Source organism: Burkholderia sp. AU31652 (genome assembly GCF_002223155.1).
Lineage (GTDB): Bacteria > Pseudomonadota > Gammaproteobacteria > Burkholderiales > Burkholderiaceae > Burkholderia.
In genome coordinates this window covers 1209862-1232404 of record NZ_NKFG01000003.1, presented here as the reverse complement: position 1 = coordinate 1232404, position 22543 = coordinate 1209862, and the positions used below count along the sequence as shown (strand labels likewise).

Below are 22543 nucleotides of genomic sequence, written 5' to 3'. Positions count from 1 at the left end.
AGCAGCTACTGCAAAACGTGCCCAGGTGGCGGAATTGGTAGACGCACTAGGTTCAGGTCCTAGCGGTGGCAACATCGTGGAGGTTCGAGTCCTCTCCTGGGCACCATCTGTTTTATGAAAAGGTCGGCTTCTAGCCGGCCTTTTTTCATTTCAAGCCCAGGAAGCACTGCGCCGGGGTCGCGCATGTGCTGCCGAGTTCTCTCCTCGGCAGCCTCGGTTTTAAAAAAGCAAAAAGGCCGGCATCGTGCCGGCCACCTCCCCTTCGTTTCCGAGCCTTGGGCGCGCCCATCGCGGCCCGCCCGGCATCGTCGCGAATCAGCACCAAAGTGGTGCGCGCGCGGTGGATCGAAATCCGCCTCGCGCCACGTCACCATCAGAGCATGCGCTTCAGCACGTCGTTCTTCGACACGAAATGATGCTTGAGTGCCGCCCCCGCGTGTACCACCACCACGAATGCCAGCGTATAGCAGCCGAACTTGTGAAGTTCGAACCAGTGCTCGGTCACCGGCCCCGCGCTATACGGCGTCTTCACGTAAAGCAGGCCAAACAGCCAGTAACCGTCCGGCACCATCACGAACCCGCTGAACAGCACGAAGGCGACCAGCGCGTAAATCAGCGAGTGCACCAGGTGCGCGATCGATTGCTGCTGACGCGGAATCGACGCGACGTCAGGCGGCGTGCGGCGGAAGAACGACCACACGTAGCGCAGCGGAAACAGCACGATCAGGCAGCTCGCGAGCGACATGTTCAGGGTCGACACGAAACGCCATAGATCCGGCTGCGTGATGAAGTGCAGCGAAATTCCAGCCACCATCGTGTACAGGATCACGGCCGCGAAAATCCAGTGCAGCGCGCGGGAAAAGCGGTCGTATCGACCGCTGGATAATGTTTCGTTCTGCAAATCTGTTTGGGAAGCCACCTGCATGATTCATCCTTTATCGGTTGCGAAGACATGGTTGCCATGGATATGTGGATGAAATTATCGAGGCGGAAACCCGTGTTGATAACCATTCTCAAGGATTTCAAAATACCCGGCGCAGCGTCAGCGCATCTCGATCAGGAACGTCATCACGCCGTCGCCCGACCCCGCCGTCACGCGCTCGCCGTACTGGTAGTACTGCGCGGTATACGGCAACGTGGTTGCCCCGACCGTCGCGTCGCCGAGGCTGTGCCAGGTGTTCAACGTGACCGGCGCATCGTTTTTCAGCACGCGAATGCCGACACCCAGCGCGGCGTCATCGCCGAGCAGCTTCAGCACGTCGGTCGTGCCCGGCACCGTCTCGCCGAGCAGCTGGATCGACAGCGGTGTCGGCCGTGCCTCGCCGAACGGGCTGCAGGTCAGGTCGATCGCGAATTCGCGTGACGCCTGGGTCGAGCCCGGACCGTCGAAGGCCGACGCGGGCACGGCGCCGAGCGGCACGACGAGATGCTTCGAGGCCGTATTGACGGTGCACGCGACGCCCCGCACGTAACTGCTCGTAATGTGCTTGCGCACCACGTAATGGCCCGGATCGCCGCTCACGGGCGACGCCTCGACGACAAACGCCTGGCCCAGCAGGAAGCCGGGCGTCACCGGCCCGATCTTGACGAGCTCCATGTCGATCATGAACTCGCGCGCCGAGCCGTCCCCCGGATGCGTCCCGAGCACGCCTTCCGTCTTGCTGCCGAGATCCTCGCCGTCGCGCACCATCCGCAGCGCAAGGCCGGGGAGATTGGTTGCCCACAGGTTCATGCCCGGCGCGGGGCCGAACTCGCTCGAGTAATTCAAGGTCCGCGCCAGCGGCTCGCCCTGGCCGTTCGGCGCACAGGTGAGGGTCAGCGTGAACCGGATCGACCGGACGACGCCGCCGACCTCGACGCCGTCGGCCGCGATCGAACCGAACTCGATCGGATTGAAATCTTCGGGGAGGCTCAGGCACGCGGCAAACGCGGGCGCCGTGCAGAGCGTCAGCGCGACGAACGCCGCCCAGCGGCGCAGGCATGCGGCAAATCGGGAAATCATGGGTTTCATGAACGGGGGGAAGTGGGTGAAGAAGCGTCGGCCCGCAGCGCCGGATGCGTGCGCGAGCAGACGACCTCGAGTTCGGGGAAATTGCTGTGCGGCGTCGACTCGCCCATGTTGTACGACAGCGCGCAACGCTCGTCCGGGCGCGCGCCCCATCGCACGAACAGGTCGCCGGCCCGGCCGACGCCGGTGACGAAGCCCTGCCCGTTCGGGCCGACCATGCCGACCTCCTTGCCGGCCGTCGTCAGCACGGCGGCACCGAACGGCACCGGCTGGCCCGCGTCGTCGGTCATGTCGAGCATCAGGCGCCCCGCCTCGACCTCGAACGGCGCCAGCACGACCGCGCCGTGCGTCGGCACGACGTGCACGATCGCGTTGCGGATCTCGAGCTGACGATCGAGTTCCGCCGTGCGCAACGCGATGCGGTTCTGCCGGTACGGCGTGACGCTCGGCACGACCGCATAGCCCGCGCGGTCGGTACGCACGCCGGCATGCGCGATCACGCCGACGTCGGCCGCACCCTCGCTACGCACCAGAGCGACGGTTTCGCCGAGCGGCTGCGACAGCGTGACGCCGCCGCCGTGCACGACCATCCCGCCCGCCGCGCTGACCGAGGTCTGCGAGCCGCTGCGCGTCTGGTTGTGGGTGACCCCGAACTGGCCGGCCGTCGCACGGTAGTTCAGGTTCACCGCACCGCCCAGGCCGTGTGCCGTGCGATCGGCGTCGACGCCATAGCTCAGGCGATCGTCGTCGAACAACGTGCCGAACACGCCCGCGCGCTGCTCGGTGCCCGCGGTACCGGCGATCAGCGTCGCACTGCCGTACGCGTGCGGTGTCGTCGTGCGCCCGCCGCCGAACGGAATCGACAGGTTCAGCGACACCTGCCGGCTGCGCTCGCCGCGCGCGCGCTGCTCGGCGCTCAGGCTCACGTTGTAGGACACGCGCGACACGCTGCCCGAATAGCCGAGCTGGAGCAGCCGGTCCTCGCCCGCACCGTCGCGGTAGGCGCGCCGGCTCGCGCTGACGTACAGCGAGCCCGCGCGCCCCAGGCTCTGCGACACGCTCAGCTCACTGCGGCTGCGCTTGCCCGCGCGGCCGGCCCACGTGTCGACCGACGTCGCGTAGCGCACCACGACGTCGGACAGGCTGCGATAGCCGCCCGAGTACTGGTGATGCGCGGCGCGCAGTTCCGTGCCGGTCGACGCGAACGCCTTCGCGTACATCGCGCGCACTGCGCTGCCCGCGCCCGCCTGCCCCGCCTGGTCCCGATAACGGGCGTGCGTCACGTCCACCGACAGTGCACCGATCCGCGCCAGGTTGCGCGCGGCGCCGGCCGCCAGCGCCGCGTATCCGTTCGCGAACGTCGCGCCGCCGTAGATCGTCGTCTCGCCAGGCAAGCCGTAAGCGGCGCTCGCCGACGTGAACCACTGCGATTGGGCGGAATCGGCACGCAAGCGCCCCGCGGCCGCGCGATACGACCACGCATTCTGGCGCAGCAGGGTCGGAATGCTCGCCGACGGCTGGATGAAGCTGCGCTTCTGGCCATCCGCCTCGACGATCGTCACCTCGAGGTCCGCATGCGCCGCGATCGCGTACAGGTCGTCGATCTCGAACGGCCCCGGCGGCACGTAGCTGCTGTAGATCAGATAGCCGTTCTGGCGAATCTCGACCTTCGCATGGCTTTGCGCGATGCCGCGTACGACCGGCGCGTAGCCGCGCTGGCTGTCCGGTTGCATCGTGTCGTCGGACGCGAGCTGCACGCCGCGGAACGCCACGCTGTCGAACACGTTGTCGGACGTGAAGTTCTCGCCGAACGTGACGCGGCTGCGCCAGCCGGGAATGTCGCGCTCGAGATAGGTATTCATGAATTGCGTCTGCAGCCCCGACGCGTTGTGGTTCACCATCGCGCTGCTGCGCAGGCGCCACGCGCCGAGGTTCAGGCCCGCGCGCACGCTGCCGTACGCTTCCGTCGCGTGGCCCGACGGCCCGTCGTAACGCCGCTGCGCGGCGTTGAAGCGATAGTCGAAGCGCAGTGCATTGATGCCTTCGTCCCAGCGCGACGGATCGACCGAGCCGCGCGGCACGCGCTTCATCTTCGCCTGCGGGACCGTCAGCGCCAGCGTCTGACGATCTGGATCCACCGTGACCGTTGCGTCCGGCATCGCATCACGCGGATCGACGCACGCAAGCGTAGCGCCGGGCGCATCTGCGACATCTGCGGCATCTGCGGCATCTGCGGCATCTGCGGCATCCACCTCGGCGACGCGCGGATAGGCCGCGAGGTTCACGCCGAACCCGTCGAGCTGGGCGGCGCTCAGGCAGGGCCGCACCGCATTGCCTTGCTCGTCGCGTGGATCGCGCTCGAAGCGGATGTCGTGCATGCCCGACGCTTCGCCATTGACCGACACCTCGACCGGGTGCACGCCAGGCAGCAGCACGTTTGCTTCGGCGAACACGTCGAGATCCACGTCCGCCTGCGGGTTGCCGAACGCGAGGAACGCGGGATTGAATGCCGTGTTCGCGTGCGCGTGCGCCCCCGCGGTCGGCAATCCGAACGCGAAGGTCGAAGCGAGCGCGAGCACGCATCGGCGCAGCGGGTCAAGGCATCGTGTCATGAATGGGGGAACGGCGCGCGCCGGATGAGCGCACGCCGCATGAAGTCAAAAAAATGGAAAGTCGGAAAAGCGGATCGCGGAGTGGCCGCTGGCCGGCCCCGCGACCGCGTTGCGTCAAACGGCGCCGGTCGGCACCTTCATCGTGACGGACGGCGTCACCGCGCCGTAATCGTTGATCGTGCTGAACCGCAGCGTGACGGGCTGCGTCGGCACCGCGTGGATGTAGCGCAGCTTGTAGGTCGCCGCCTGCAGCGGCGGCACCATCTCGAGATCGACGTCCTCGATCGTGCCGGCATCGATGCCGATCTTCGAGAAGGTGACGTGATAAGGCGTCGGATTGTTCACCGTCAGCAGCACACCGTCGCCCGACGGCGCGATGCGCCAGGTCAGCGCCGCCGGCGCATCGGCCGACGAGCCGGTCAGGCCCTGCGGCCGATAGAACGCCTTGATCCGCGTCTGGATCGCGATCTGCAGCACGTTGTCCTGCTTCGGCGTGGCCGGAATCTCCTTCACGTTCAGCCACATCAGCGACTCGCGATCGGACGGCAGCCCGTGCTTGACGGGCATCACGCGCAGCAGGTTTTCCTTGCCGGGATCGAGCCGCGACAGCGGCGGCGTGACGAAGAACGGTGCCTTCGCGCCACCCTTCGTCGATCCGCCGTCAATCCAGGCCTGCACGACGTAAGGCTGGCTGTCCGCATTCTTCACGGGCACGACGGCTTCGCGCCGGTCCTCCTGCAGGATCATGCGCGTCGCGCCCACCACCACGCCCGCCAGCGCGCCGTGGGTCATGCACAGCCCGAGCACGCAGGCCAGCGTACGTTGTCCGAATTGAATCGTCATCGGTCGATCCCGTCTGCTTAGCGGTAGTGCAGCGTGAACGACGCCGTGCCGTTCGCCTCGCCCGCCTCGGTCTGGTTGGACGTCGAGACGTAGTTCGCGGCGAAGTTCAGCACGTTGCTGCCCGGCGTCAGCTTGAGCGTGTCGGTCTCGGTGTTGATGCCGATCTGCTTGCCGCCTTCGTCCATCAACTGGATGCCGACGCCTTTCGCATCGTCCTGCGCGCCGGTGCCGATCGCGAGCAGCGTCGGATCGTCGTCGTTCGACGTGCCCTCGAACTGCGCGCGCACGCCGCTCAGCTGGTCGTTGCACTCGCTCAGCGCGATCTGGAACGGCACGCGGCGACTTTCCTGGCCGGCGGTGGCGAGCTGGTCGATACCGATCGCGCCGAGCGGCACCTGAATATTGCTGTTGTCGATCTTGCAGGTCGTCGCGACGATCTTGCCGTGGAAGTTGATCGTGCCATCCGCGGCGAGTGCGGACGTCGAACCGAATGCGGCCAGGAGCGCGGCCAACAGGAGGGATTTCTGGGTCTTTTTCATCGAGTATCTGGGTAGAGAATTGAGGATTTCCGCTGCCGGTCCCTGACAGCGGAACAACGAACCCGTCGAGTTCGCAGGCATTATTCCGATCCGGCCATCGCCACCCAACAAACTTAAGAAAATTCTCAACGCGTGCCGCCTGGACGGATGAATCGCAATGCAATGCGATGCCGGCGACGACGCTGCCCAGCCATTACGGGCGCACCTGTCGACGTAGCGGACAGCACGCGGGAAATACGAAAGGAATCCTCACCATCTGGCGAAAGATGCATCGTGCAGCGATATGGCCATCGACACGGATGGTGCGCGCAAACGCGCCCGAGGCCGGCACGACCGAGCGTACCGCTCGCGGCGGCGATGACGAACGACGGGGGGACGGGATGTGACCGGAGCGCGGCGAGACGGGCTGCCGTGCCTCGCGAAAGCCTCAGGATAGCCTCGCGCAGGCGCGTCGATTCAATGCCGAACGGCGGCTGAAGCGGCGTGCCGCGACAGCCTTGCCGGAACGGGAATACGGATGGGGACTGGAAGGATCGGCGATACCGATCCTGTGGTCAGCCGGCGCGCGTCGCCGCGGCCGGCCGCTTGCTCAGGTCAACTCGAGCCGATACCCGTAGTTGTAGATCGTCGTGATCGCGAGCCCGTTCTTCGGCCGCAACCCGAGGCTCGTACGCAACTTGCTGACATAGGTGGCCAGCGTCGCATCGTACTTCCGGTCCACCACGCCCCAGATACGCTTGATCATCATGTCCTTCGACACGATCCGCCCGACGCTCTCGAACAGCATCAGCGCGAGATCGAACTCGCGCTGCGACAGCTCGACCGGCACGCCGTCGACGGTCGCGGCATGCGAGCTCGTGTCGAGCACGAACTTGCCGACCTCGACGACCTTCGCGCGCTGCGTCTCCGGATAGTACTTGCGCGCCTGCGCATTGACGCGCGCGACGAGTTCGCGCTCCCGCAACGGCTTGATCAGATAGTCGTCTGCACCGGTGTTCAGACCGAACACGATGTCGTTCTCGCCGTCGTGCTGCGTCATCATGATGATCGGCAGCGTGTCGGCAAACGATTCGCGCGCCCAGCGCATCACCTCGATCCCCGACTTGCCGGGCACGTCCCAGTCGAGCAGCAGCACGTCGACGCGCTGCGTGCGCACCAGCTCGATGAAGCTGTCGCCGTCGTGACGCACCTCCGTGTCGTAGCCGGCCTTGTTGAGCCAGCCGGCCACGACGCCCGCCTGCGTCACCATGTCTTCGAGTATTGCGACAATCATGTTCGATCCAGTCTCAAGATGCCGCCCCGTCCTCGGGCCCGTTCGCCACTCCGTCGGCCGAAGCGGGCGGCAAGTAAACAAAAGCCCATTCGCCATAGGCGTCGCTGTCGCCGAACGTATCGTACCGCGCGGGGAAGCCCTGGCGCTTCAGCGGCTGCCCCGGCGCCTCGCTGAACACGCCCATGATGCCGCCGTCCGGCGCCTTCACGAGCCCCCACTGCGTCGACCCGGTCAGCGGATCGGCGTACAGACGCCGCAAGTGACGCTGCGTCGGCAGCGCGCGGCGGTCCTCGAGCAATACGTCGAGCGACTCCGGATAGCGGCTGCCTCCCGCCGCATTGTAGTAGCTTGCGATCGCCGCGCGATACTGGTCGCCGACAAACAGCAACTGCGCCTCGCGATCGCGCTGCTGCACCGTCTGCCAGATGCGCGCGGCCTGCGTCATGCCGAGCCCCAGCGCCGCGACGAGCATCAGCACGCCGAGATACGCGATGCCGCGCTGCCCGCGCGGGCCGCGGCATCGGCCGCCACGCCGCCGATTACCATGTCCCATATGCGCTCCCGTCGAGCGCACGCCCTTTCGCGCCGCTCTTCACGTCCGCGACGCCGCCCCGGTCGCCGGCCTGCGGTTGCCAGGAGCCGCGCTTGCCCGTGACCGGGTCGAGCGGGATCTCGCGCAGATAGCGCTTGTCGACCAGCACCTCGAGCGTGTCGGGATCGCGGCCGTGATCCGCCCGATAGTCGTCGATCGACTGGCGCAGCGTGTTCAGGTTGTGGCGCAGCACCGTTTCCTTCGCGCGATCGCTCTGCTTCAGGTAGCCGGGGGCGACGAACGCGGTGAGCGACGCGATGATCGCCATCACGACGAGCAGTTCGATCAGCGTGAAGCCCGCGGTGCGGCGTGCACGCTTACCACTGGTTGTACGGGACGCCATTGAGGCTCTCCTTGCGGTTGGTCGAGCGAATGTCGAACACGTCCTCGCCGGACGAGAACGCATCGGGGTCGCTCGCATAGCTGCGCGTTTCCCAGGTGTCCTCCGGCGCCTTGCCCTCGCATTCGCACATCGGATCGGCGGGGAGCTTGCGCAGGAAGTACAGTCTCGCGCCGTCCGGCGATTTCTTGTCCTCGACGCCGTCGACGAGCGCGTGCAGGTCGGGCGGATAGCCGCTCGCGTCGACACTGCGCTCGATGCGCCCGTCATCGGCCGCCGCCTTGTACGCGTCGAGCGCCGAGCGGATCACCACCAGCGCACGGCGCAGTTCGGCCTCGTCCGAGCGGCGCTTGACCAGGTCGGTCAGCGGCAGCGAGACGGTCGCGAGCAACGCGAGCAGCGTCAACGCCACCAGCAGCTCGATCAGCGTGAAACCGCGCGCGCGCGCACGTCGACGGATGCTCATGCGAAGCCCCGTGCACGCGACAGCAGGACCGGCGCGTCGGCATACCGCACCGGCGCCGGTTCGCGCTCGCCCGTCAAACGCACGACGAGCGCGTGGAGCGAGCCGATCAGCGAGCGTACCGCGGCGGTGATGCGATGCTCACCACGTGCCTTCGACTCGGCGAGCGCCGCGCGCGGCGCGGCGGCATCGGCTACGGTCACCGGCGCAACGGCGCGCACGACGGCGGGCGATTGCACCGCCTGCGGAGCCGCGTCGACGTCACCCTGCGCGGCGACGACTTCCGCACGCGGGCCGGCAGCCGGTGCCGCCGCAGCGACGGCGCGTGTGATCTCGCCGCGCGGCGCGGCCGCACGGCTCGGTGCGATCGGGGCGACCGGGGCCGCTACGGTCTTGATCGCCGCAGCCGGTTGCCGCCCGGCATCCGCACGCGTACGCATCATCCCGGTACCGCGCGCGCCGTGCTCGGCCGCCGGGCTCGTCGCGTCGCCCTGCTCGGCCTGAGCGGGTGCCTGCGGCTCGGCGTCGGCGTTGGCCGGTTCGGCGCTCGCATCGTTGGCTGCGGGCTTCGACGGCTCGATCGGCGCGTTCAGGTCCGGGCCGTCCGACGACGTCATCCGCGCCGGCACGGCGCGTGCCGACTCGAGCGTCAGCGCCTCGGTGGTCACGCGCGACTCGGTACCCGACAGGAAGGTCGTCACCGCCGACGTCGGCAGGTCGAGATTGCGTTCGATATGCGGCGTGATCAGCAGCACGATCTCCGAACGCTCGCTGCTGCGGCCGTTCGAGCCGAACAGCCGGCCGAGCACCGGCAGGCCCGACATGCCCGGCAGCCCCGCGATGCTTTCACTTTCATTGCGCTTCACCAGGCCGGCCAGGATCTGCGTTTCGCCGTTTTTCGCGGTCATCAGCGTCTCCGCGTTGCGCGTCCCGAGCGAATAGGCGACGAGCCCGGTCTTCGTGGTTTCCTTCGACAGGATGCTGCTGACCTCCATGTTCACCTTGACGCTCACCTCCTCGTTCAGGCTGATGCGCGGCTCGACCTTCAGCATCAGGCCTACGTCCTGGTAGCTGACCGATTCGGTGACGACGCCGTTCGCATTGGTGGTCGTGACGATCGGCACACGCTCGCCGATCTTGATGTTCGCCTTCTCCATGTTGCGCACACGGATCTTCGGATTCGCGATCGTCTTGGTCTTGCCCTGCTTCTGCAACATGTCGATCGCGAGCGCGAGCCCGCCCGATTCGCTCGACACGCCGACGCGATCGCGATTCAGGCGCAGCAGGTCGCCGAGCGTCAGTGCACCGCCCTCCACGCTGCCCAGCGCGTTGAACTGGACCTTGCCGGGATATTGCACGCCCAGATCGAGGCTGTCGTTCATGTTGACTTCCAGCACCTGCACGTCGAGCGTGACTTCCGACTGCGGGATATCGAGGCCCATCACGACGCGCTCCGCGACCTGGATCGTCTCCGGCGTGTCGCGCATGACGACCGCGTTCACGCGCTCGTCCACGTAGACGTCCTTCGGCTTGATCATCTGGCGCAGCGCGGCCATCACCGACTTCGCGTCCGCGTGCGACAGGAAGAACGTGCGAATCGCGAACTCCGTGTAGTTGCGCGCCTTGTCCGGCTGCGACGGGTAGACGAGCAGCGTGTGCTTGTCGAGCACCTTCTTCTCGAGCTGGTTGGTGCGCAGCAGCAGGTTGATCGCGTCCTCGGCGGTCGTGCGCTCCGCGAACAGCGTCGCGGGCTGGGTGGTATCCACGTCGCGGTCGAACACGAAGTTCACGCCGGACACGCGCGAAATCACGTCGAAGATGTTCATCAGCGGCTGCTGCTTGAAGTTGAGCGACACCGGCTTGCGCAGCGCGTCGGCCAGTTGCGGGCGCACCGTGCGACCGGCCTGCGATTGATTCAGCAGCGTGTCGCGCAGGCGCTTCGCGTCCGCATGGTTCGGCTGCTCGGCGAGAATTCGCCGCACGATCTCGAGCGCTTCCTGCGGCTTCTCGCCGCCGATGCGCTGCGCGCGCGCGAGGTCGACCGACATCTGCTGGCGGCGCTTGACCTGCTCGAGCGACTGGCTGGCCTTGAAGTTGCCCGGCTCCTCGCGCAGCACGTTGTTCAGGTGGTCGATCGCGGCGGCATGGTTGCCCTGCGCGACCTGGCGGTCGGCTGCCTTCAGCTCGGCGCGCACATACTCCTGCCGGCTGCCCTCGACGGCGGTGGTAAGGGCGATGTCGTCGGGCGCGGCCTGCTTCTGCTGCTGCAGCGTGCTGAGGCGCTCGGCGGGTGTCGTGGCGGCGGCAGGCGCGGCGTTGAATGGGGTACTCGCGCATCCTGTCAGCGCGAGCGCCGAGATCAGGAGCAAAAGACTGAGTTTACGTTTCATGATGATGTTCGGAACAGGTTCAAATCGGGGTTCATGGAGTCGGGACGGGCGGCGACAGCTCGATGTCGCTGCCGCCACGGGTCACGATCACCGCGCCCTGTTTGCCCAGTTTCTTAAGCCGGTAGCCTTCGGCGATCTCGCCGCCCGGCAGCACCGCGTCACGCACGCCGCAACGCGATTCGCACAGCAGGAAAGTCTTGCCCGCGCCGTCCAGCACGACGATGCGATGACCGTTCTCGCGCCACTCGCCGGCAATGTCGAACGGCGCCGACGCAACCGGTGGCGCGTCGATCGGCGTGTCGAGCGGCGGCATGTCGGATTCGGGCGCCGCGTCGGGCGGCGGCTCGGCGTCGGTCGCCGTCTCCGCGCCGAGCGATGCCCAGCTCTGCGCGGGAAAAAGGTCGACGACCGGCGCCAGCTCGTGCGTCTCATTCGCCGCGCTGCCGCCGGCGACGCACGCGGCAGCCAGCGCGAGCGCGGCCGCGATCGGGATCAGGGGCGCGCGCATCATGCATCCGGCCCCAGCAGGCTGACCCGCAGGTCGGCGATCACGTTGGGACTGTCGATCCGCTCACGCTCGACCGACAGTCCCTCGATGCGTACCATCGGCTGCTGCGTAATCTCGCGGATCGCTTCGCGCAGCCCGACATAGCTGCCGGACAGCGCGACGTTGATCGTGAGCCGGCGCAGCTTGCCCTGCACCTCGACTTCGCGGCGATAGGTCGCGTGCTTGCGCTCCATACCGTGCTGGGTCAGGATCTGGACGATCGAGTACGCCTGCTCGGTGCTGCGCAGTTGCTGCACCTGCTGCAGCGTCATGCCGCCGTTACCGGCCTTCTGGCCCGGTTTCGGCAGCGCGGCCAGCGCCTTCGTCCGCGCGTCGCGATCGGCCTCGAGCTGCTCGGCGCCCGGCTGCAGGTAGCACGCGTGCACGCCGATCAGCGCCACGACGAGCCCCCCTGCCACCAGCCCCGGCACGCCCAGCTTGCGGGACGCCGCATAGGCGCCCCAGCGCAGCCGCTCGGCGAGCGCGGTCATGTCGATTGATTTCAGGTTCGTCATGGGTGTTCGATGTTCAGGCTGAAATAGAAAATGTTCTTGCCGTCCTCGGCTTTCGTCCGGTGCTGCAGCAGGCGGACCTTGCGGTCGGGGTGACGGTCCTTCAGGCGGTCGACGAACATGTAGATGTGCGACAGATGCGCGGCACCGCCTTCGAGGCGCGCTTCCTGTCCGGCCTTGTCGACCGTCAGCAGCTTCAGCGCGATCTGCGGCGTCCACGCCTGCTCGATCCAGTCGACCACCGCCGGTCCCGCGCCGGTTGCACTCGTGCGCTGCTGGTCGAGCACGCGCGCGATGCGGCGCTCCTCCGCCGTCATGTTCTTCTGCCGGCGCTGCTCGCGCTCGATCGCGCGCTGGCGCTGGTCGATGCGGCTTTCGATACTGTCGACCTCGTCGCGCAACTGCTCGACGTTGGACCACTCGCTCGCGACGAACGCGCCGGTCAGCAGCGCGCAGCACAGCGCGACGGCCGCCCACGGCGTGACACGCGTGCGAGGCGCCGTGAAATCCAGTCCATTCAGGCGCTTCATGCCGGCTCCTCCTGCGTGAGCACGGCCTGGTCCATGTCGTCGTCGAGCAACGTGACACCGTCGGCGGCCGCGCTCGGCAGCGTGCCGTCGAGCGCGCTCGCGAAGGCCGCGCCGGCGAGCGGCTGTCCGGCCATCAACGCCGCGGCCGCGAACCAGTCGTCGAGACGGCTGCCCCCCGCGCGCGGCAGCGTGACCACGTCGGCCCACTCGCCCGCACGCCGGAACACGCACGTGACGACGCGCGGCTGCAGCAACGCATAGCGGTAGTCGTCGCCGCCCAGGTGCTTCGCATGCGTGGCGAGCGCCACCGACAGCGCGTCGCGCACGCTGACGAGCCGCCAGCCGGCTGCGCGGCACGTCTCGTCGAGCGACACGAGCAACGTGTCGCAAGCCGCCACCGCGAGTTGCGCGCGGCCGCGCCGCCCGCCTTCGAGGCGAATCCGCAGCGCGCCGCGCTGCGCACGGGCGGCGAACAGCGCGCGCGCATAACCGTCCCACGCGGCGTCCGACACCAGCCCGTCCTGCCAGGGCAGCACGACGCCATGCGTCCACGGATGCCCCGCGACGACGTGCACGCGGTTCAGCATCGGCAGGCGCGCCTTCGGCAGGTCGCCGAGCACCCGCGCCAGCGCTTCGGCGGGCGCGCCGTCGTGCGCGACGACGATCCGCGGCTCGCCGGCGCGCCGTGCGCGCCAGTCGTCGCTCGTCCATACGCGCAGCCGGTCGGCGTCGAGCACCGCGAACACGTTATTCCACGGCGATCGCACGCTGCACCTCCTGAAACGTCGTCAGTCGCGCGCGAATCGCGGCGAGGCCCGCATCGCGCATCGACTGGTAGTCCGCGTTGTTCGCGAGCGCCTGCGCGCGCTTCTCGATCGAACGCTCGAGCAACGCAGCCTTCATCGCCGCGTCGAGCGTCAGCACTTCGGCGAGGCCGATCCGGCCGTGATAACCGGTGCCCCGGCAGGTTTCGCAACCCTCGCCGGGCGTCACCACGTGCTTCAGGTCGTCGAGCGACGCCCCCGCCAGATCGGCACCATCGGCCGCCGCGCCGCCGCAGCTTTCGCAAATGCGCCGCACCAGCCGCTGCGACACGACGCCGTTCAGCGCCTCGAGAAACGTCGACGGCTCGACGCCCATGTAGATGAAGCGGTCGATCACGCTGAAGCCGTCGTTCGCGTGCACCGTCGACAGCACGCGGTGACCGGTGAGCGCCGATTGCACCGCGATCGACGCGGTCTCCTCGTCGCGGATCTCGCCGACCATCACCGTGTCCGGATCGTGCCGCAGGATCGCGCGCAGCCCGCGAGCGAAGGTGAGCCCCTTGCGCTCGTTGACGGGAATCTGCAGCACGCCCTTCAGTTCGTATTCGACCGGGTCCTCGATCGTGATGATCTTGTCGTCGCCGGTGTTGACTTCCGACAGCACCGCATACAGCGTCGTCGACTTGCCGCTGCCGGTCGGCCCCGTCACGAGCATCAGCCCGTACGGCCGGTGCGCGAGCGCGCGCACGCGCCGGGCCGTCTGCGCGTCGAAGCCGAGCACGTCGAGGCTCACGCTGTCGCCGCGCTGCGACTTGTCGAGCACGCGCATCACCGCGTTCTCGCCATAGGTGCCGGGAATGATGGACACGCGGAAATCGATCTCGCGGCCCTGCATCACGACCTTGAAACGGCCGTCCTGCGGCACGCGCTTTTCCGCGATGTCGAGCGCGGCCAGCACCTTGAGACGCGACAGCGTCTGCGCGGCCGTCTCGAGCCCCGGGATGTGACGGATCGACTGCAACACACCGTCGATCCGGTAGCGGATCGCCAGGCCGTCGGGTACCGCTTCGAGGTGGATGTCGCTCGCGCGGCTCTGCAGCGCGTCGTAGAGGGTTGTATTGACGAGCCGGATGATCGGGCTTTCGTCCTTCGCGATGCTCGCGAGCGAGATCGACTCGATCGCCTGCGCGAGCGAATCGCCTTGCGCATCGATGGTCACGTCGTCCATCAGACGCTCGTTCGACTCGACGTCGCCGAGCAGCCGCTCGACCTCGCCCGGCACGCTCATCGCCATCTGCACCGGCTGCGCACCGAAGCGCGCGAGCAGTTCGTCGCGCACCTGGCGCGCGAACGGATCGGCCAGGACGACGCAGGCCGATCCGTCGCGCTCGATCGGCAGCACGCGCCAGGTCAGCGCATCGTGCAGCGGCAGCAGGTCGAAGCGCGTCGGCGCCGCCTGCAGCGTCTGCGCGTCGACCGCGTCGACGCCGAGGCAGGCCGCCACTTCGGCCAGCACCGATGCGTCGCCGCTCAGCAGGCCGTCGACGTATTGCGCGAAGCCAACGCCGGATGCCTCCGATTCCGACTGCCAGCGTTGAGCGATGTGTTCCGTTTTCATTCAGTTTTCTCCTGTTGGTCAGCGGGTTCGCGAGAGCCGGGTCGGCCCGGATCGCTATCCGACGCTGCCGGCCAATTCGAAGATCGGCATGTAGAGCAGCAGGACCACCGCGCCCACCGTCGCGCCCACCGCCAGCATCAGCACCGGTTCGAAGACCTTGCTGAGCATCTCGATCGCGCGGTCGAGCGCGCCGTCATGAAACTGCGCGATGTGTTCGCACATCCCGCCCAGGTCGCCGCTCTGTTCGCCGACGCGCAACAGCCGTTCGGCAACCGACGTCGTCAGCGCATGCGCGGCGAGCACGGCGGCGACCGGACGCCCTGCGCGCATTTCGGTGAGGGCCGCCGCCAGCCGCCCGCGGAAATGCTCGGGCAACACCTTGCCGGACAGCTCCAGCGCGACGATCACCGGCGTGCCGCCCGCGATCAGCAGGCCGACGGTCCGGTAGAACCGCGTGAGCGCGAACAGCGCGCAGATGTCGCGCACTTTCGGCGCGCGCCACATCAGCCGCTGCGCGGCGCGCTTGACGGCCGCCGAGCGCACCGCCAGCCCCATGCCCACGAACGACGCCACGACCGCCAGCCCGACCGCCATGCCGTTCTCGCGCAGCAGGGTTGCCCACCAGAGCATCGCCTGCGCGGTCGCCGGCAGCGTGGCCAGCGACTCGAACACCACCGCGAAGCGCGGAATCACGAAGAACGCCATGAACAGCAGGATCGCGATACCCACGCCGATCACGACGACCGGATAGATCAGCGCGCCGGTGACGCGCTTGCGAACCTGTTCGATTCGCACTTCGTACTGTTGGTAGCGCTTCAGCACGACCGGCAACTGGCCGCTGCCCTCCGACGATTCGATCGTCGCGACGAGCAGCGGCGGAAAGATCGCCGGTTGCTGCGCCAGCGCCTTCGACAACGGCTGCCCTTCGACCATCACCGCGAGAATCCGGTCGATCACGTGTTTCGCGTCCTTGCCCGAATCCGCCTTGTCGCGCAGCGCTTCGAGCGCCTCGATCAGCACGAGGCCCGCATCGAGCAGCGTCGACAACTCCTGCAGGAACAGCGTCAGCGCAAACTTCGGCGCCGCGCGGCGGCGCCCGAAGCCCGCCTCGCGCCGGATCTCGACCACGACCCAGCCCTGTGCCGAGAGCCGCGCGCGCACCTCCGTCTCGCTCGCCCCTTCGGCCGTCTGCTGCGAGACCTTGCCGTCGGCAAGCACCCGTACCCGAAACGTGTTCATCGCGACGTCCTCCGCCATTCGTCGAGTTTCGCGAGGCTCGCTTCACGATCGCTCGTCAGCACCCGGTATTCCTTCCAGACCTTGGTCGCGTAGGCCTTGCGGGCCGGCTCGCGTTTCGGCGAAGACCCGGCGTTGTACGCACCGACCGCGTTCCAGGTATAGCCGTGCCGATCGATGAAATCGGCGAGAATCGATGCGCCGGTGGCAATCGACGTGCACGGCTCGTCGATCAGCCGCTTGTGCGTCACGCCGACCTTGACCAGACGCGGCAGATGCGTGCTGTTGATCTGCATGAGCCCGATGTCGTAGGTGCCGTTCCGGTTCCAGTTCATCGCGCGCGGATTCATCGACGATTCCACTTTCGCGATCGCGACGAGCAGCAGCGGATCGATGCCATGCTGCTCGCCTGCCCAGGTCCAGCAATCCCTGGCAGCGACGCTGGAGGTGCCGGCGGCGAACAGCGCCACCGCGGCCACCCAGCGACGCAGGCCCTTACATGCCATAGACGAGGTCTGCATCGAGACCACTCCCGCCAACCCGACCGTCGCGCCCGAGCGAAACGATCTCCGCTTCGCCGTCGCGGCCCGGCACGTTCCACTGGTACACGCGGCCCCAGCCGTCCTTCGGCACGGCCTTCGCGAGATACGGGCCGTTCCAGCCGTCGGTGCCCTGCGGCGCCGCGACCAGTGCGTCGAGCCCTTCGTCAGCCGTCGGATAGCGGCCCATGTCGAGCCGGAATTGCGAGACCGCGTCGCCCAGCGTCTTCATCTGCGCTTCCGTCGACTTGACCTTCGCCTTGTCGACCTGCGAGAAGAGCTTCGGACCGACATAGCCGGCCAGCAGCGCAATGATCAGCAGCACGACCAGCAGCTCCAGCAGGGTGAAGCCCTTCTGGCCCCGTCGTTTCGTCCATTTCAGATAGTTCGGTTTCACGTCGTATGCCCTCGGTAGAGATCCCGGCGCGGCATCGCGGCCGGAGGCCGTCGTATCGCAGACGGCAGGTGAATCGCGCTTTCGCTGATGCGTATTCGATTGAAGGAAAGCGCCGATCGATGACGTCATTTTCCCGGGGGGCGCCCTGCGCCACCACCTTCCTCAACGAAATATCAATAAGGTTTTCCAGGTGCGGGGCGGTACGCGCCGACACCAAAAGAAAAGCCGCACGCATTGCTGCGTGCGGCTCGTCTCAACGCCCTTTCAGGTCGTTACTTGGCGCAGGCGCCCAGGTCCTTCCACACCTTGCCGGTGTGGTCCGCACCCGTCGAGGCCGGGCTGCCCGGAACCTCGTTCTGCGTCCACCAGCGCGCCTCGTACGTGCGGCCGTTGTGCTGCACCTTCGCGCCGCCCGTGTAGGCCGTGCCCTGCTTCCACTCGGCCTGGCATTGCGCGCCTTCGCCGCCACCCGCGTCGCCGGTCAGCTTGAACGTGGTGGTTTCCTGCTTCAGCGTGCCGCCTTCGATCTGCGACGTCGCCACGGCCGTGTGCTGGCCGGCCTTCGCGTTCGCGATGTCGACGCTCACGTCGCCCTGCATGCGCATCGTCGACGACTTCGAGTCGACCAGCGAATTCGACGCGTCATAGACCTTCACGTTGACGTTCGTGTCCTTCGCGTGATTGAACTTCAGGAAGAACTTCGCGGTCGCCTTGCCGTTCTGGATCTTGAATTCACCGTTGTTCGAGATGCTGAAGCCTTCGTCGAGCCCGCTTTCCGGCTGGTGATCGATCGTCGTCTCGGTGCGCACGATGCCGCTGCCCTTCTTCGAGAACACGTCGTTCTTGCCGAGCGACGGCTCGATGCGACCGTCGCGCTCGACGCCCGCCATCAGGTTCGCCGACTGCACGCGGTTGATTTCCTTCGCGAGCAGCATCGGCCACATGTTGCGTTCGCCCTGCTGTGCGGAGCCGATCGTCACCGTGGTCTTCATCGACGGCACTTCGCCGCTCGACTTGAACACGCGGTTCGTGACCTTGTCGCCGGCCTTCAGGTCCATGATCGGCGCGATGCTGCCGACGTTCGACCACGAGGGCTTGCCCGGATCGGTCGCGCCGCCGTCGTCGGTGATGTTCAGGTCGGCAACGTTGTAGAACATGCCGGCCGTATCGCCGACGTGCCACGTCGTCAGCATCACGTGATGGCCCTTCTTGTCCGCCGGAATCGTACAGTTGTGCGGGCCGATCTCGTCGGCTTTCTTCATCCCGCCGTCGACCGTGCAGAACGGGTTCAGGTCGAACTGGTCGCGCGTGAGCTTCGCGTTCGGATTCCAGCCCTGCTTCGTCAGGTAGTACTTGAATTCCTTCGTCACGTGCGCCGCGGTGAACGTCCACTTGAACTTCTGCGCGCCCGGCTTGATGCTGGTCTGCTTCCAGCGATCGACCGACTGCTCGTTGAGTTCGCTGAACTGCGTCACGCCGCCGCTCGCGATTTCGCCGTCCTTCGGGCCGGCTGCCGGGAAGCCTTGCTTGCCTTCGATACTTTGCGGTTCATAGGCAACCGAGCCGCAGTTGAAGTTTTCGATCTTCCCCGACTTCGCGCTGCACAGCAGGCCGCGCGACGGCGGCTCGGACAGGTAGCCATGCGCGAATGCGGCCTGGGCGAAGAACATCGACGCGCAGGCAACGAGCGGCGACAGGGTAAAGAGGGTCTTTTTCGCAGTTCGGGTTCTCATCTGATTTCGTTTGGTTGAAAGTTGGTCAGGGTTGGCTTCGTTCGACGGATCGCGTTCGAACGTCCGGAATGGCGTGACGCATGTTCTGCTGACGAAACGCTGAGTGAAGTATCGGCAAGCGTCTTTCAATCGAGAATCTTCCTCAACGATCTCTAAACGATTCCCTGCCGGGTCATCCGCAGTCCTGACATAGGCATGTCCCGCGTTGACCGGCCCGCGTTTAGATTGCATTGAGATTCGTTGCCGCCCCGCCATCCACGAAGAAAAATGCGCTGGCATTAGCGACACTTTTTTCAACACCAGGATGGATGGCTATCAAATTGAATTCGAAGAAACCGACTCTTGATCTCGTGGTTCGACGCCGCTCGCTGCGCCGCACGCACATCGCCTATGCGGCACTCGCCGCGGCCAGCGCACTCAGCTTTGCCAACGCCGCATTCGCCGCACCCGGCAAACCCAGCCTCAAACAGTACGAAATCACCTCGCAGCCGCACGGCTTCGTCGAAATCGACATGCAGAAGGCAGGCGTCGCGCCGTACAAGGACATCGTCAAGCTGAACAAGAAGGTCGACGTACCGCTGCCGTTCGACATCTGGAGCAACGGCACCGCGGTGAAGGCGGTCGCGCTGGTCGACGGCATCGTCGACCCCGCGTCCGAGGTGAAGATGACGCCCGGCGGCACGCAGAGCGGCCAGGTGGTCGCGAACGTGAAGACGCCCGGCGTGAAGAAGATGCAGGTGCGCGTGATCGACGCGAACGGCGCGGTGACCGACAGCGCACCGCTCGACGTGGTCGTGTTCGACACGATTCCCGAGCTCGCCGACGACCTGCCGAACAACGCGAGCAAGAACCACAAGCCGTACGCGAACACGTCCGGCTCGGTGGTCGGCACGTACTTCGCGACCTGGTCGATCTACGACCGCAAGTTCAACGTCGACAACGTGCCGGTCGAGAACCTCACGCACATGCTGTACGGCTTCATCCCGATCTGCGGCGGTGCGGACGTCAACGCCTCGCTCGCGAAGGACCTGCCGGGCTCGTTCAACACGCTCCAGCAGAGCTGCAAAGGCCTGCCCGACTTCAGCGTCGCGATCCACGACACCTACGGTGAAATGGCCAAGGCATTGCCGGGGCAGACCGCGAACTCGAAGCTCAAGGGCGTGCTCGGCCAGATGATGGCCGCGAAGAAACGCAACCCGAACATGAAGATCCTGCCGTCGATCGGCGGCTGGACGCTGTCCGATCCGTTCTTCAAGCTGCATGACCCGGCGAAGCGCAAGGTGTTCGTCGACTCGACCGAGCAGCTGCTGCGCACGTGGAAGTTCTTCGACGGCGTCGACATCGACTGGGAATTCCCCGGCGGCAAGGGCGTGAACCCGTCGCTCGGCGATCCGGTGAAAGACGGCCCGCTGTACGTGACGCTGATGAAGGAACTGCGGCAGATGCTCGACAAGCTGTCGCAGGAAACCGGCCGGACGTACGAACTGACGTCGGCGATCGGCGCGGGCAAGGACAAGATCGACGTGGTGAACTACAAGGAAGCCACGAAGTACATGGACTACATCTTCGACATGACGTACGACTTCTACGGTGCGTTCAGCCTGAAGGAACTCGGCCACCAGACCGCGCTGTATGCACCGGGCTGGAAGCCGGACACCGCGTACACGACGCACAATTCGATCAAGGCGCTGCTCGCGCAGGGCGTCGATCCGAAGAAGCTCGTGGTCGGCGCGGCGGCCTATGCCCGCGGCTGGACCGGCGTACACGGCTATGCCGACGGCAATCCGTTCACCGGCACGGCGACGGGTGCGCACAAGGGTCAGTGGGAGCCGGGCATCCTCGACTACAAGAAACTCAAGGCGGAGATGATCGGGCCGAACAACGCCGGCATCAACGGCTACGAGTACCACTACGACCAGACGGCCGAAGCACCGTACGTATTCAACAAGAGCACCGGTGAACTCCTCACCTTCGACGACGAGCGCTCCGTTCTCGCGAAGGGCGACTACGTGCGCGCACACCAGCTGGGCGGCCTGTTCTCGTGGGAAATCGACTCGGACAACGGCGACATCCTGAATGCGATGCACAAGGGCCTCGGCCACGGCAATGAAGGCGGCGGCGCGGAAAACCATCCGCCGATCGCAAACGCCGGCGCCGCCATGACCGTCACCGGGCCGGCGACGGTGACGCTCGACGCGTCGAAGTCGCGCGATCCGGACGGCGACAAGCTGACCTACAAGTGGGAACAGGTCGCCGGCACGGCGCTGCAGCTCGCCAACGCGACGAGCGCGAAGGCAAGCGTCGACATTCCGTCGGTCAAGCAGGACACGAAGTACACGTTCCGCGTGACGGTCACCGATCCGGCCGGCCTGAAGGACAGCGCGCAAGTCGTCGTGACCGCCAAGGCCGACACGGCAGTGGAACCGCCGCCGGCGGAAAACCGCCCGCCGGTCGCGCAACTCGGCGGCCCGGCGACGGCTCAGGCCGGCCAGGCTGTCGTGCTGTCGGCCGAGAAATCGACCGACCCGGACGGCGACAAGCTGAGCTTCAAGTGGAACGTCCCGACCGGCATCCAGGCGACGCCGGCCGGCGCGAAGCTGAACTTCAATGCGCCCACGCTCGCGAAGGACCAGTCGTTCACGTTCTCGGTCACGGTCAGCGACGGCAAGCTGTCGAGCACCGCGAAGCACACCGTCCTCGTGAAGGCCAAGGATGCGGGCGGCGGTAACGGCGGCGAAGGCGGCGGCAACGGTGGCAACGGTGGCGGCGAAGGCGGCAAGCACCCGGCGTACAAGGCCGGTACGCAGTACAACGCCGGCGACATCGTGTCGAACCTCGGCAAGCTTTACCAGTGCAAGCCGTTCCCGAACAGCGGCTGGTGCTCGGGCGCGCCGACGGCGTATGAGCCGGGCAAGGGCTTCGCGTGGAACGACGCGTGGACGCTCTACGGCAACGACGGCGGCAGCGGCGGCGGTAACGGCGGCGAAGGCGGTGGTGGCGAAAGCGGCGGTGGTAACGGTGGTAACGGTGGCAACGGCGGCGGCGAAGGTGGCGGCAGCGGTGGCAACCACCCGCAGTACAAGGAAGGCACGAAGTACAACGCGGGCGACATCGTTTCCAATAACGGCAAGCTGTTCCGTTGCAAGCCGTTCCCGTACACCAACTGGTGCTCGATGGCAGCCTGGGCGTACGAGCCGGGCAAGGGCACCGCGTGGGACCAGGCGTGGGATGAACACAAGGAGTAATGCCCGGTCCGGCCGGCGGCGCCAGCGCGGCGCCCCGGTCAATCCGAACCCGCGTCTTCCGACGCACAACGGCTGATGCCGATATCGCCCTCGCCTCGCGCGAGGGCGTTTTCGTTTGGGTTTCGGTTGGCGGATGGGCATCCGCAACGCTGCGGACGGTTGTGAAGGTGCGGCCGATGCGCAAGGAATGCGCGGACCGCAAACGCCACCGCCAGGATCGACGTCGCCCCGATGTCATCGCGTCATGTCGATGGCGTCCTCGACCTTTCCGCTGCTTCGCGTCCGAGGTCGCGCCGCGCCTGCGGGATCGAAGTCCGGCTTGACGGCAGGTCCGCGTCGGAAGACGACACGCGGCCCCCGCG

At 66.8% G+C, this 22543-nt stretch carries 20 protein-coding genes and 1 tRNA gene; 2 read left to right on the top strand and 19 right to left on the bottom strand.

Going from position 1 to position 22543, the window contains the following annotated elements; all coding sequences use genetic code 11:
* Positions 1-19: 19 nt before the first annotated feature.
* Positions 20-106 (top strand) — tRNA-Leu (locus CFB40_RS08355).
* Between the two features lie 267 nt (positions 107-373).
* Here CFB40_RS08355 and CFB40_RS08350 read toward each other — a convergent pair.
* From CFB40_RS08350 to gbpA, 19 genes are all read right to left on the bottom strand, one after another.
* Positions 374-925 carry a cytochrome b gene (locus CFB40_RS08350; RefSeq protein WP_089425262.1) on the bottom strand — a complete coding sequence of 184 codons (552 nt, stop codon included), beginning with the start codon at positions 923-925 and terminating at the stop codon, positions 374-376.
* A gap of 117 nt (positions 926-1042) precedes the next feature.
* A complete protein-coding gene (locus CFB40_RS08345) occupies positions 1043-2002 on the bottom strand; it encodes a fimbrial protein (RefSeq protein ID WP_179255259.1) in 960 nt (319 codons plus the stop codon).
* Positions 2003-2007: 5 nt separating this feature from the next.
* A complete protein-coding gene (locus tag CFB40_RS08340) occupies positions 2008-4620 on the bottom strand; it encodes a fimbria/pilus outer membrane usher protein (protein WP_089431013.1) in 2613 nt (870 codons plus the stop codon).
* A 114-nt stretch (positions 4621-4734) separates the two neighbouring features.
* Positions 4735-5463, bottom strand: coding sequence for a fimbrial biogenesis chaperone (locus CFB40_RS08335; protein ID WP_089425259.1), 729 nt, complete (start codon positions 5461-5463; stop codon positions 4735-4737).
* Between the two features lie 17 nt (positions 5464-5480).
* Positions 5481-6002 carry a fimbrial protein gene (locus CFB40_RS08330; protein ID WP_174974610.1) on the bottom strand — a complete coding sequence of 174 codons (522 nt, stop codon included), beginning with the start codon at positions 6000-6002 and terminating at the stop codon, positions 5481-5483.
* Positions 6003-6591: 589 nt separating this feature from the next.
* Positions 6592-7275 carry a response regulator transcription factor gene (locus CFB40_RS08325; RefSeq protein WP_089425257.1) on the bottom strand — a complete coding sequence of 228 codons (684 nt, stop codon included), beginning with the start codon at positions 7273-7275 and terminating at the stop codon, positions 6592-6594.
* Positions 7276-7288: 13 nt separating this feature from the next.
* Positions 7289-7747, bottom strand: a complete 459-nt coding sequence (locus CFB40_RS08320; RefSeq protein ID WP_254600247.1) for a type II secretion system protein — start codon at positions 7745-7747, stop codon at positions 7289-7291.
* 67 nt (positions 7748-7814) lie between these two features.
* Positions 7815-8210 carry a type II secretion system protein gene (locus tag CFB40_RS08315; RefSeq protein WP_089425255.1) on the bottom strand — a complete coding sequence of 132 codons (396 nt, stop codon included), beginning with the start codon at positions 8208-8210 and terminating at the stop codon, positions 7815-7817.
* Positions 8185-8673 (bottom strand): type II secretion system protein, encoded by a 489-nt coding sequence (locus CFB40_RS08310; RefSeq protein ID WP_089425254.1) that lies wholly within the window; start codon positions 8671-8673, stop codon positions 8185-8187. The genes CFB40_RS08315 and CFB40_RS08310 overlap by 26 nt, the downstream gene beginning before the upstream one ends.
* Positions 8670-11060, bottom strand: coding sequence for a secretin N-terminal domain-containing protein (locus CFB40_RS08305; protein ID WP_089431011.1), 2391 nt, complete (start codon positions 11058-11060; stop codon positions 8670-8672). Before CFB40_RS08305 ends, CFB40_RS08310 begins: the two co-directional genes overlap by 4 nt.
* Before the next feature lie 31 nt (positions 11061-11091).
* Positions 11092-11568, bottom strand: a complete 477-nt coding sequence (locus tag CFB40_RS08300; RefSeq protein WP_254600244.1) for a hypothetical protein — start codon at positions 11566-11568, stop codon at positions 11092-11094.
* Entirely contained in the window at positions 11568-12122 is a 555-nt protein-coding gene (locus tag CFB40_RS08295) for a hypothetical protein (RefSeq protein ID WP_089425251.1), read from the bottom strand. Before CFB40_RS08295 ends, CFB40_RS08300 begins: the two co-directional genes overlap by 1 nt.
* Positions 12119-12649, bottom strand: a complete 531-nt coding sequence (locus CFB40_RS08290; protein WP_089431009.1) for a hypothetical protein — start codon at positions 12647-12649, stop codon at positions 12119-12121. The genes CFB40_RS08295 and CFB40_RS08290 overlap by 4 nt, the downstream gene beginning before the upstream one ends.
* A complete protein-coding gene (locus CFB40_RS08285) occupies positions 12646-13416 on the bottom strand; it encodes a hypothetical protein (RefSeq protein WP_256976583.1) in 771 nt (256 codons plus the stop codon). The genes CFB40_RS08290 and CFB40_RS08285 overlap by 4 nt, the downstream gene beginning before the upstream one ends.
* Positions 13397-15031, bottom strand: a complete 1635-nt coding sequence (locus CFB40_RS08280) for a GspE/PulE family protein (RefSeq protein WP_089431008.1) — start codon at positions 15029-15031, stop codon at positions 13397-13399. The genes CFB40_RS08285 and CFB40_RS08280 overlap by 20 nt, the downstream gene beginning before the upstream one ends.
* A 54-nt stretch (positions 15032-15085) precedes the next feature.
* Complete coding sequence (locus tag CFB40_RS08275; RefSeq protein WP_089425907.1) at positions 15086-16270, bottom strand: type II secretion system F family protein; 1185 nt, start codon at positions 16268-16270, stop codon at positions 15086-15088.
* Complete coding sequence (locus CFB40_RS08270; protein ID WP_089431406.1) at positions 16267-16788, bottom strand: lytic transglycosylase domain-containing protein; 522 nt, start codon at positions 16786-16788, stop codon at positions 16267-16269. The genes CFB40_RS08275 and CFB40_RS08270 overlap by 4 nt, the downstream gene beginning before the upstream one ends.
* A complete protein-coding gene (gspG, locus tag CFB40_RS08265; protein WP_089425248.1) occupies positions 16763-17203 on the bottom strand; it encodes a type II secretion system major pseudopilin GspG in 441 nt (146 codons plus the stop codon). The genes CFB40_RS08270 and gspG overlap by 26 nt, the downstream gene beginning before the upstream one ends.
* 272 nt (positions 17204-17475) lie before the next feature.
* Complete coding sequence (gbpA, locus tag CFB40_RS08260; RefSeq protein ID WP_089431007.1) at positions 17476-18936, bottom strand: N-acetylglucosamine-binding protein GbpA; 1461 nt, start codon at positions 18934-18936, stop codon at positions 17476-17478.
* A gap of 308 nt (positions 18937-19244) precedes the next feature.
* Here gbpA and CFB40_RS08255 point away from each other — a divergent pair, with 308 nt between their 5' ends.
* Entirely contained in the window at positions 19245-22181 is a 2937-nt protein-coding gene (locus CFB40_RS08255; protein ID WP_089431006.1) for a glycosyl hydrolase family 18 protein, read from the top strand.
* Positions 22182-22543: the final 362 nt, after the last annotated feature.

What these genes read in the sequence shown, in the direction of transcription:
- CFB40_RS08350 (WP_089425262.1), bottom strand. Translation starts at nt 925, where the DNA reads ATGCAGGTGGCTTCCCAAACAGATTTGCAGAACGAAACATTATCCAGC.
- CFB40_RS08345 (WP_179255259.1), bottom strand. Translation starts at nt 2,002, where the DNA reads ATGATTTCCCGATTTGCCGCATGCCTGCGCCGCTGGGCGGCGTTCGTC.
- CFB40_RS08340 (WP_089431013.1), bottom strand. Translation starts at nt 4,620, where the DNA reads ATGACACGATGCCTTGACCCGCTGCGCCGATGCGTGCTCGCGCTCGCT.
- CFB40_RS08335 (WP_089425259.1), bottom strand. Translation starts at nt 5,463, where the DNA reads ATGACGATTCAATTCGGACAACGTACGCTGGCCTGCGTGCTCGGGCTG.
- CFB40_RS08330 (WP_174974610.1), bottom strand. Translation starts at nt 6,002, where the DNA reads ATGAAAAAGACCCAGAAATCCCTCCTGTTGGCCGCGCTCCTGGCCGCA.
- CFB40_RS08325 (WP_089425257.1), bottom strand. Translation starts at nt 7,275, where the DNA reads ATGATTGTCGCAATACTCGAAGACATGGTGACGCAGGCGGGCGTCGTG.
- CFB40_RS08320 (WP_254600247.1), bottom strand. Translation starts at nt 7,747, where the DNA reads ATGCTCGTCGCGGCGCTGGGGCTCGGCATGACGCAGGCCGCGCGCATC.
- CFB40_RS08315 (WP_089425255.1), bottom strand. Translation starts at nt 8,210, where the DNA reads ATGGCGTCCCGTACAACCAGTGGTAAGCGTGCACGCCGCACCGCGGGC.
- CFB40_RS08310 (WP_089425254.1), bottom strand. Translation starts at nt 8,673, where the DNA reads ATGAGCATCCGTCGACGTGCGCGCGCGCGCGGTTTCACGCTGATCGAG.
- CFB40_RS08305 (WP_089431011.1), bottom strand. Translation starts at nt 11,060, where the DNA reads ATGAAACGTAAACTCAGTCTTTTGCTCCTGATCTCGGCGCTCGCGCTG.
- CFB40_RS08300 (WP_254600244.1), bottom strand. Translation starts at nt 11,568, where the DNA reads ATGCGCGCGCCCCTGATCCCGATCGCGGCCGCGCTCGCGCTGGCTGCC.
- CFB40_RS08295 (WP_089425251.1), bottom strand. Translation starts at nt 12,122, where the DNA reads ATGACGAACCTGAAATCAATCGACATGACCGCGCTCGCCGAGCGGCTG.
- CFB40_RS08290 (WP_089431009.1), bottom strand. Translation starts at nt 12,649, where the DNA reads ATGAAGCGCCTGAATGGACTGGATTTCACGGCGCCTCGCACGCGTGTC.
- CFB40_RS08280 (WP_089431008.1), bottom strand. Translation starts at nt 15,031, where the DNA reads ATGAAAACGGAACACATCGCTCAACGCTGGCAGTCGGAATCGGAGGCA.
- CFB40_RS08275 (WP_089425907.1), bottom strand. Translation starts at nt 16,270, where the DNA reads ATGAACACGTTTCGGGTACGGGTGCTTGCCGACGGCAAGGTCTCGCAG.
- CFB40_RS08270 (WP_089431406.1), bottom strand. Translation starts at nt 16,788, where the DNA reads ATGCAGACCTCGTCTATGGCATGTAAGGGCCTGCGTCGCTGGGTGGCC.
- gbpA (WP_089431007.1), bottom strand. Translation starts at nt 18,936, where the DNA reads ATGAGAACCCGAACTGCGAAAAAGACCCTCTTTACCCTGTCGCCGCTC.
- CFB40_RS08255 (WP_089431006.1), top strand. Translation starts at nt 19,245, where the DNA reads ATGGCTATCAAATTGAATTCGAAGAAACCGACTCTTGATCTCGTGGTT.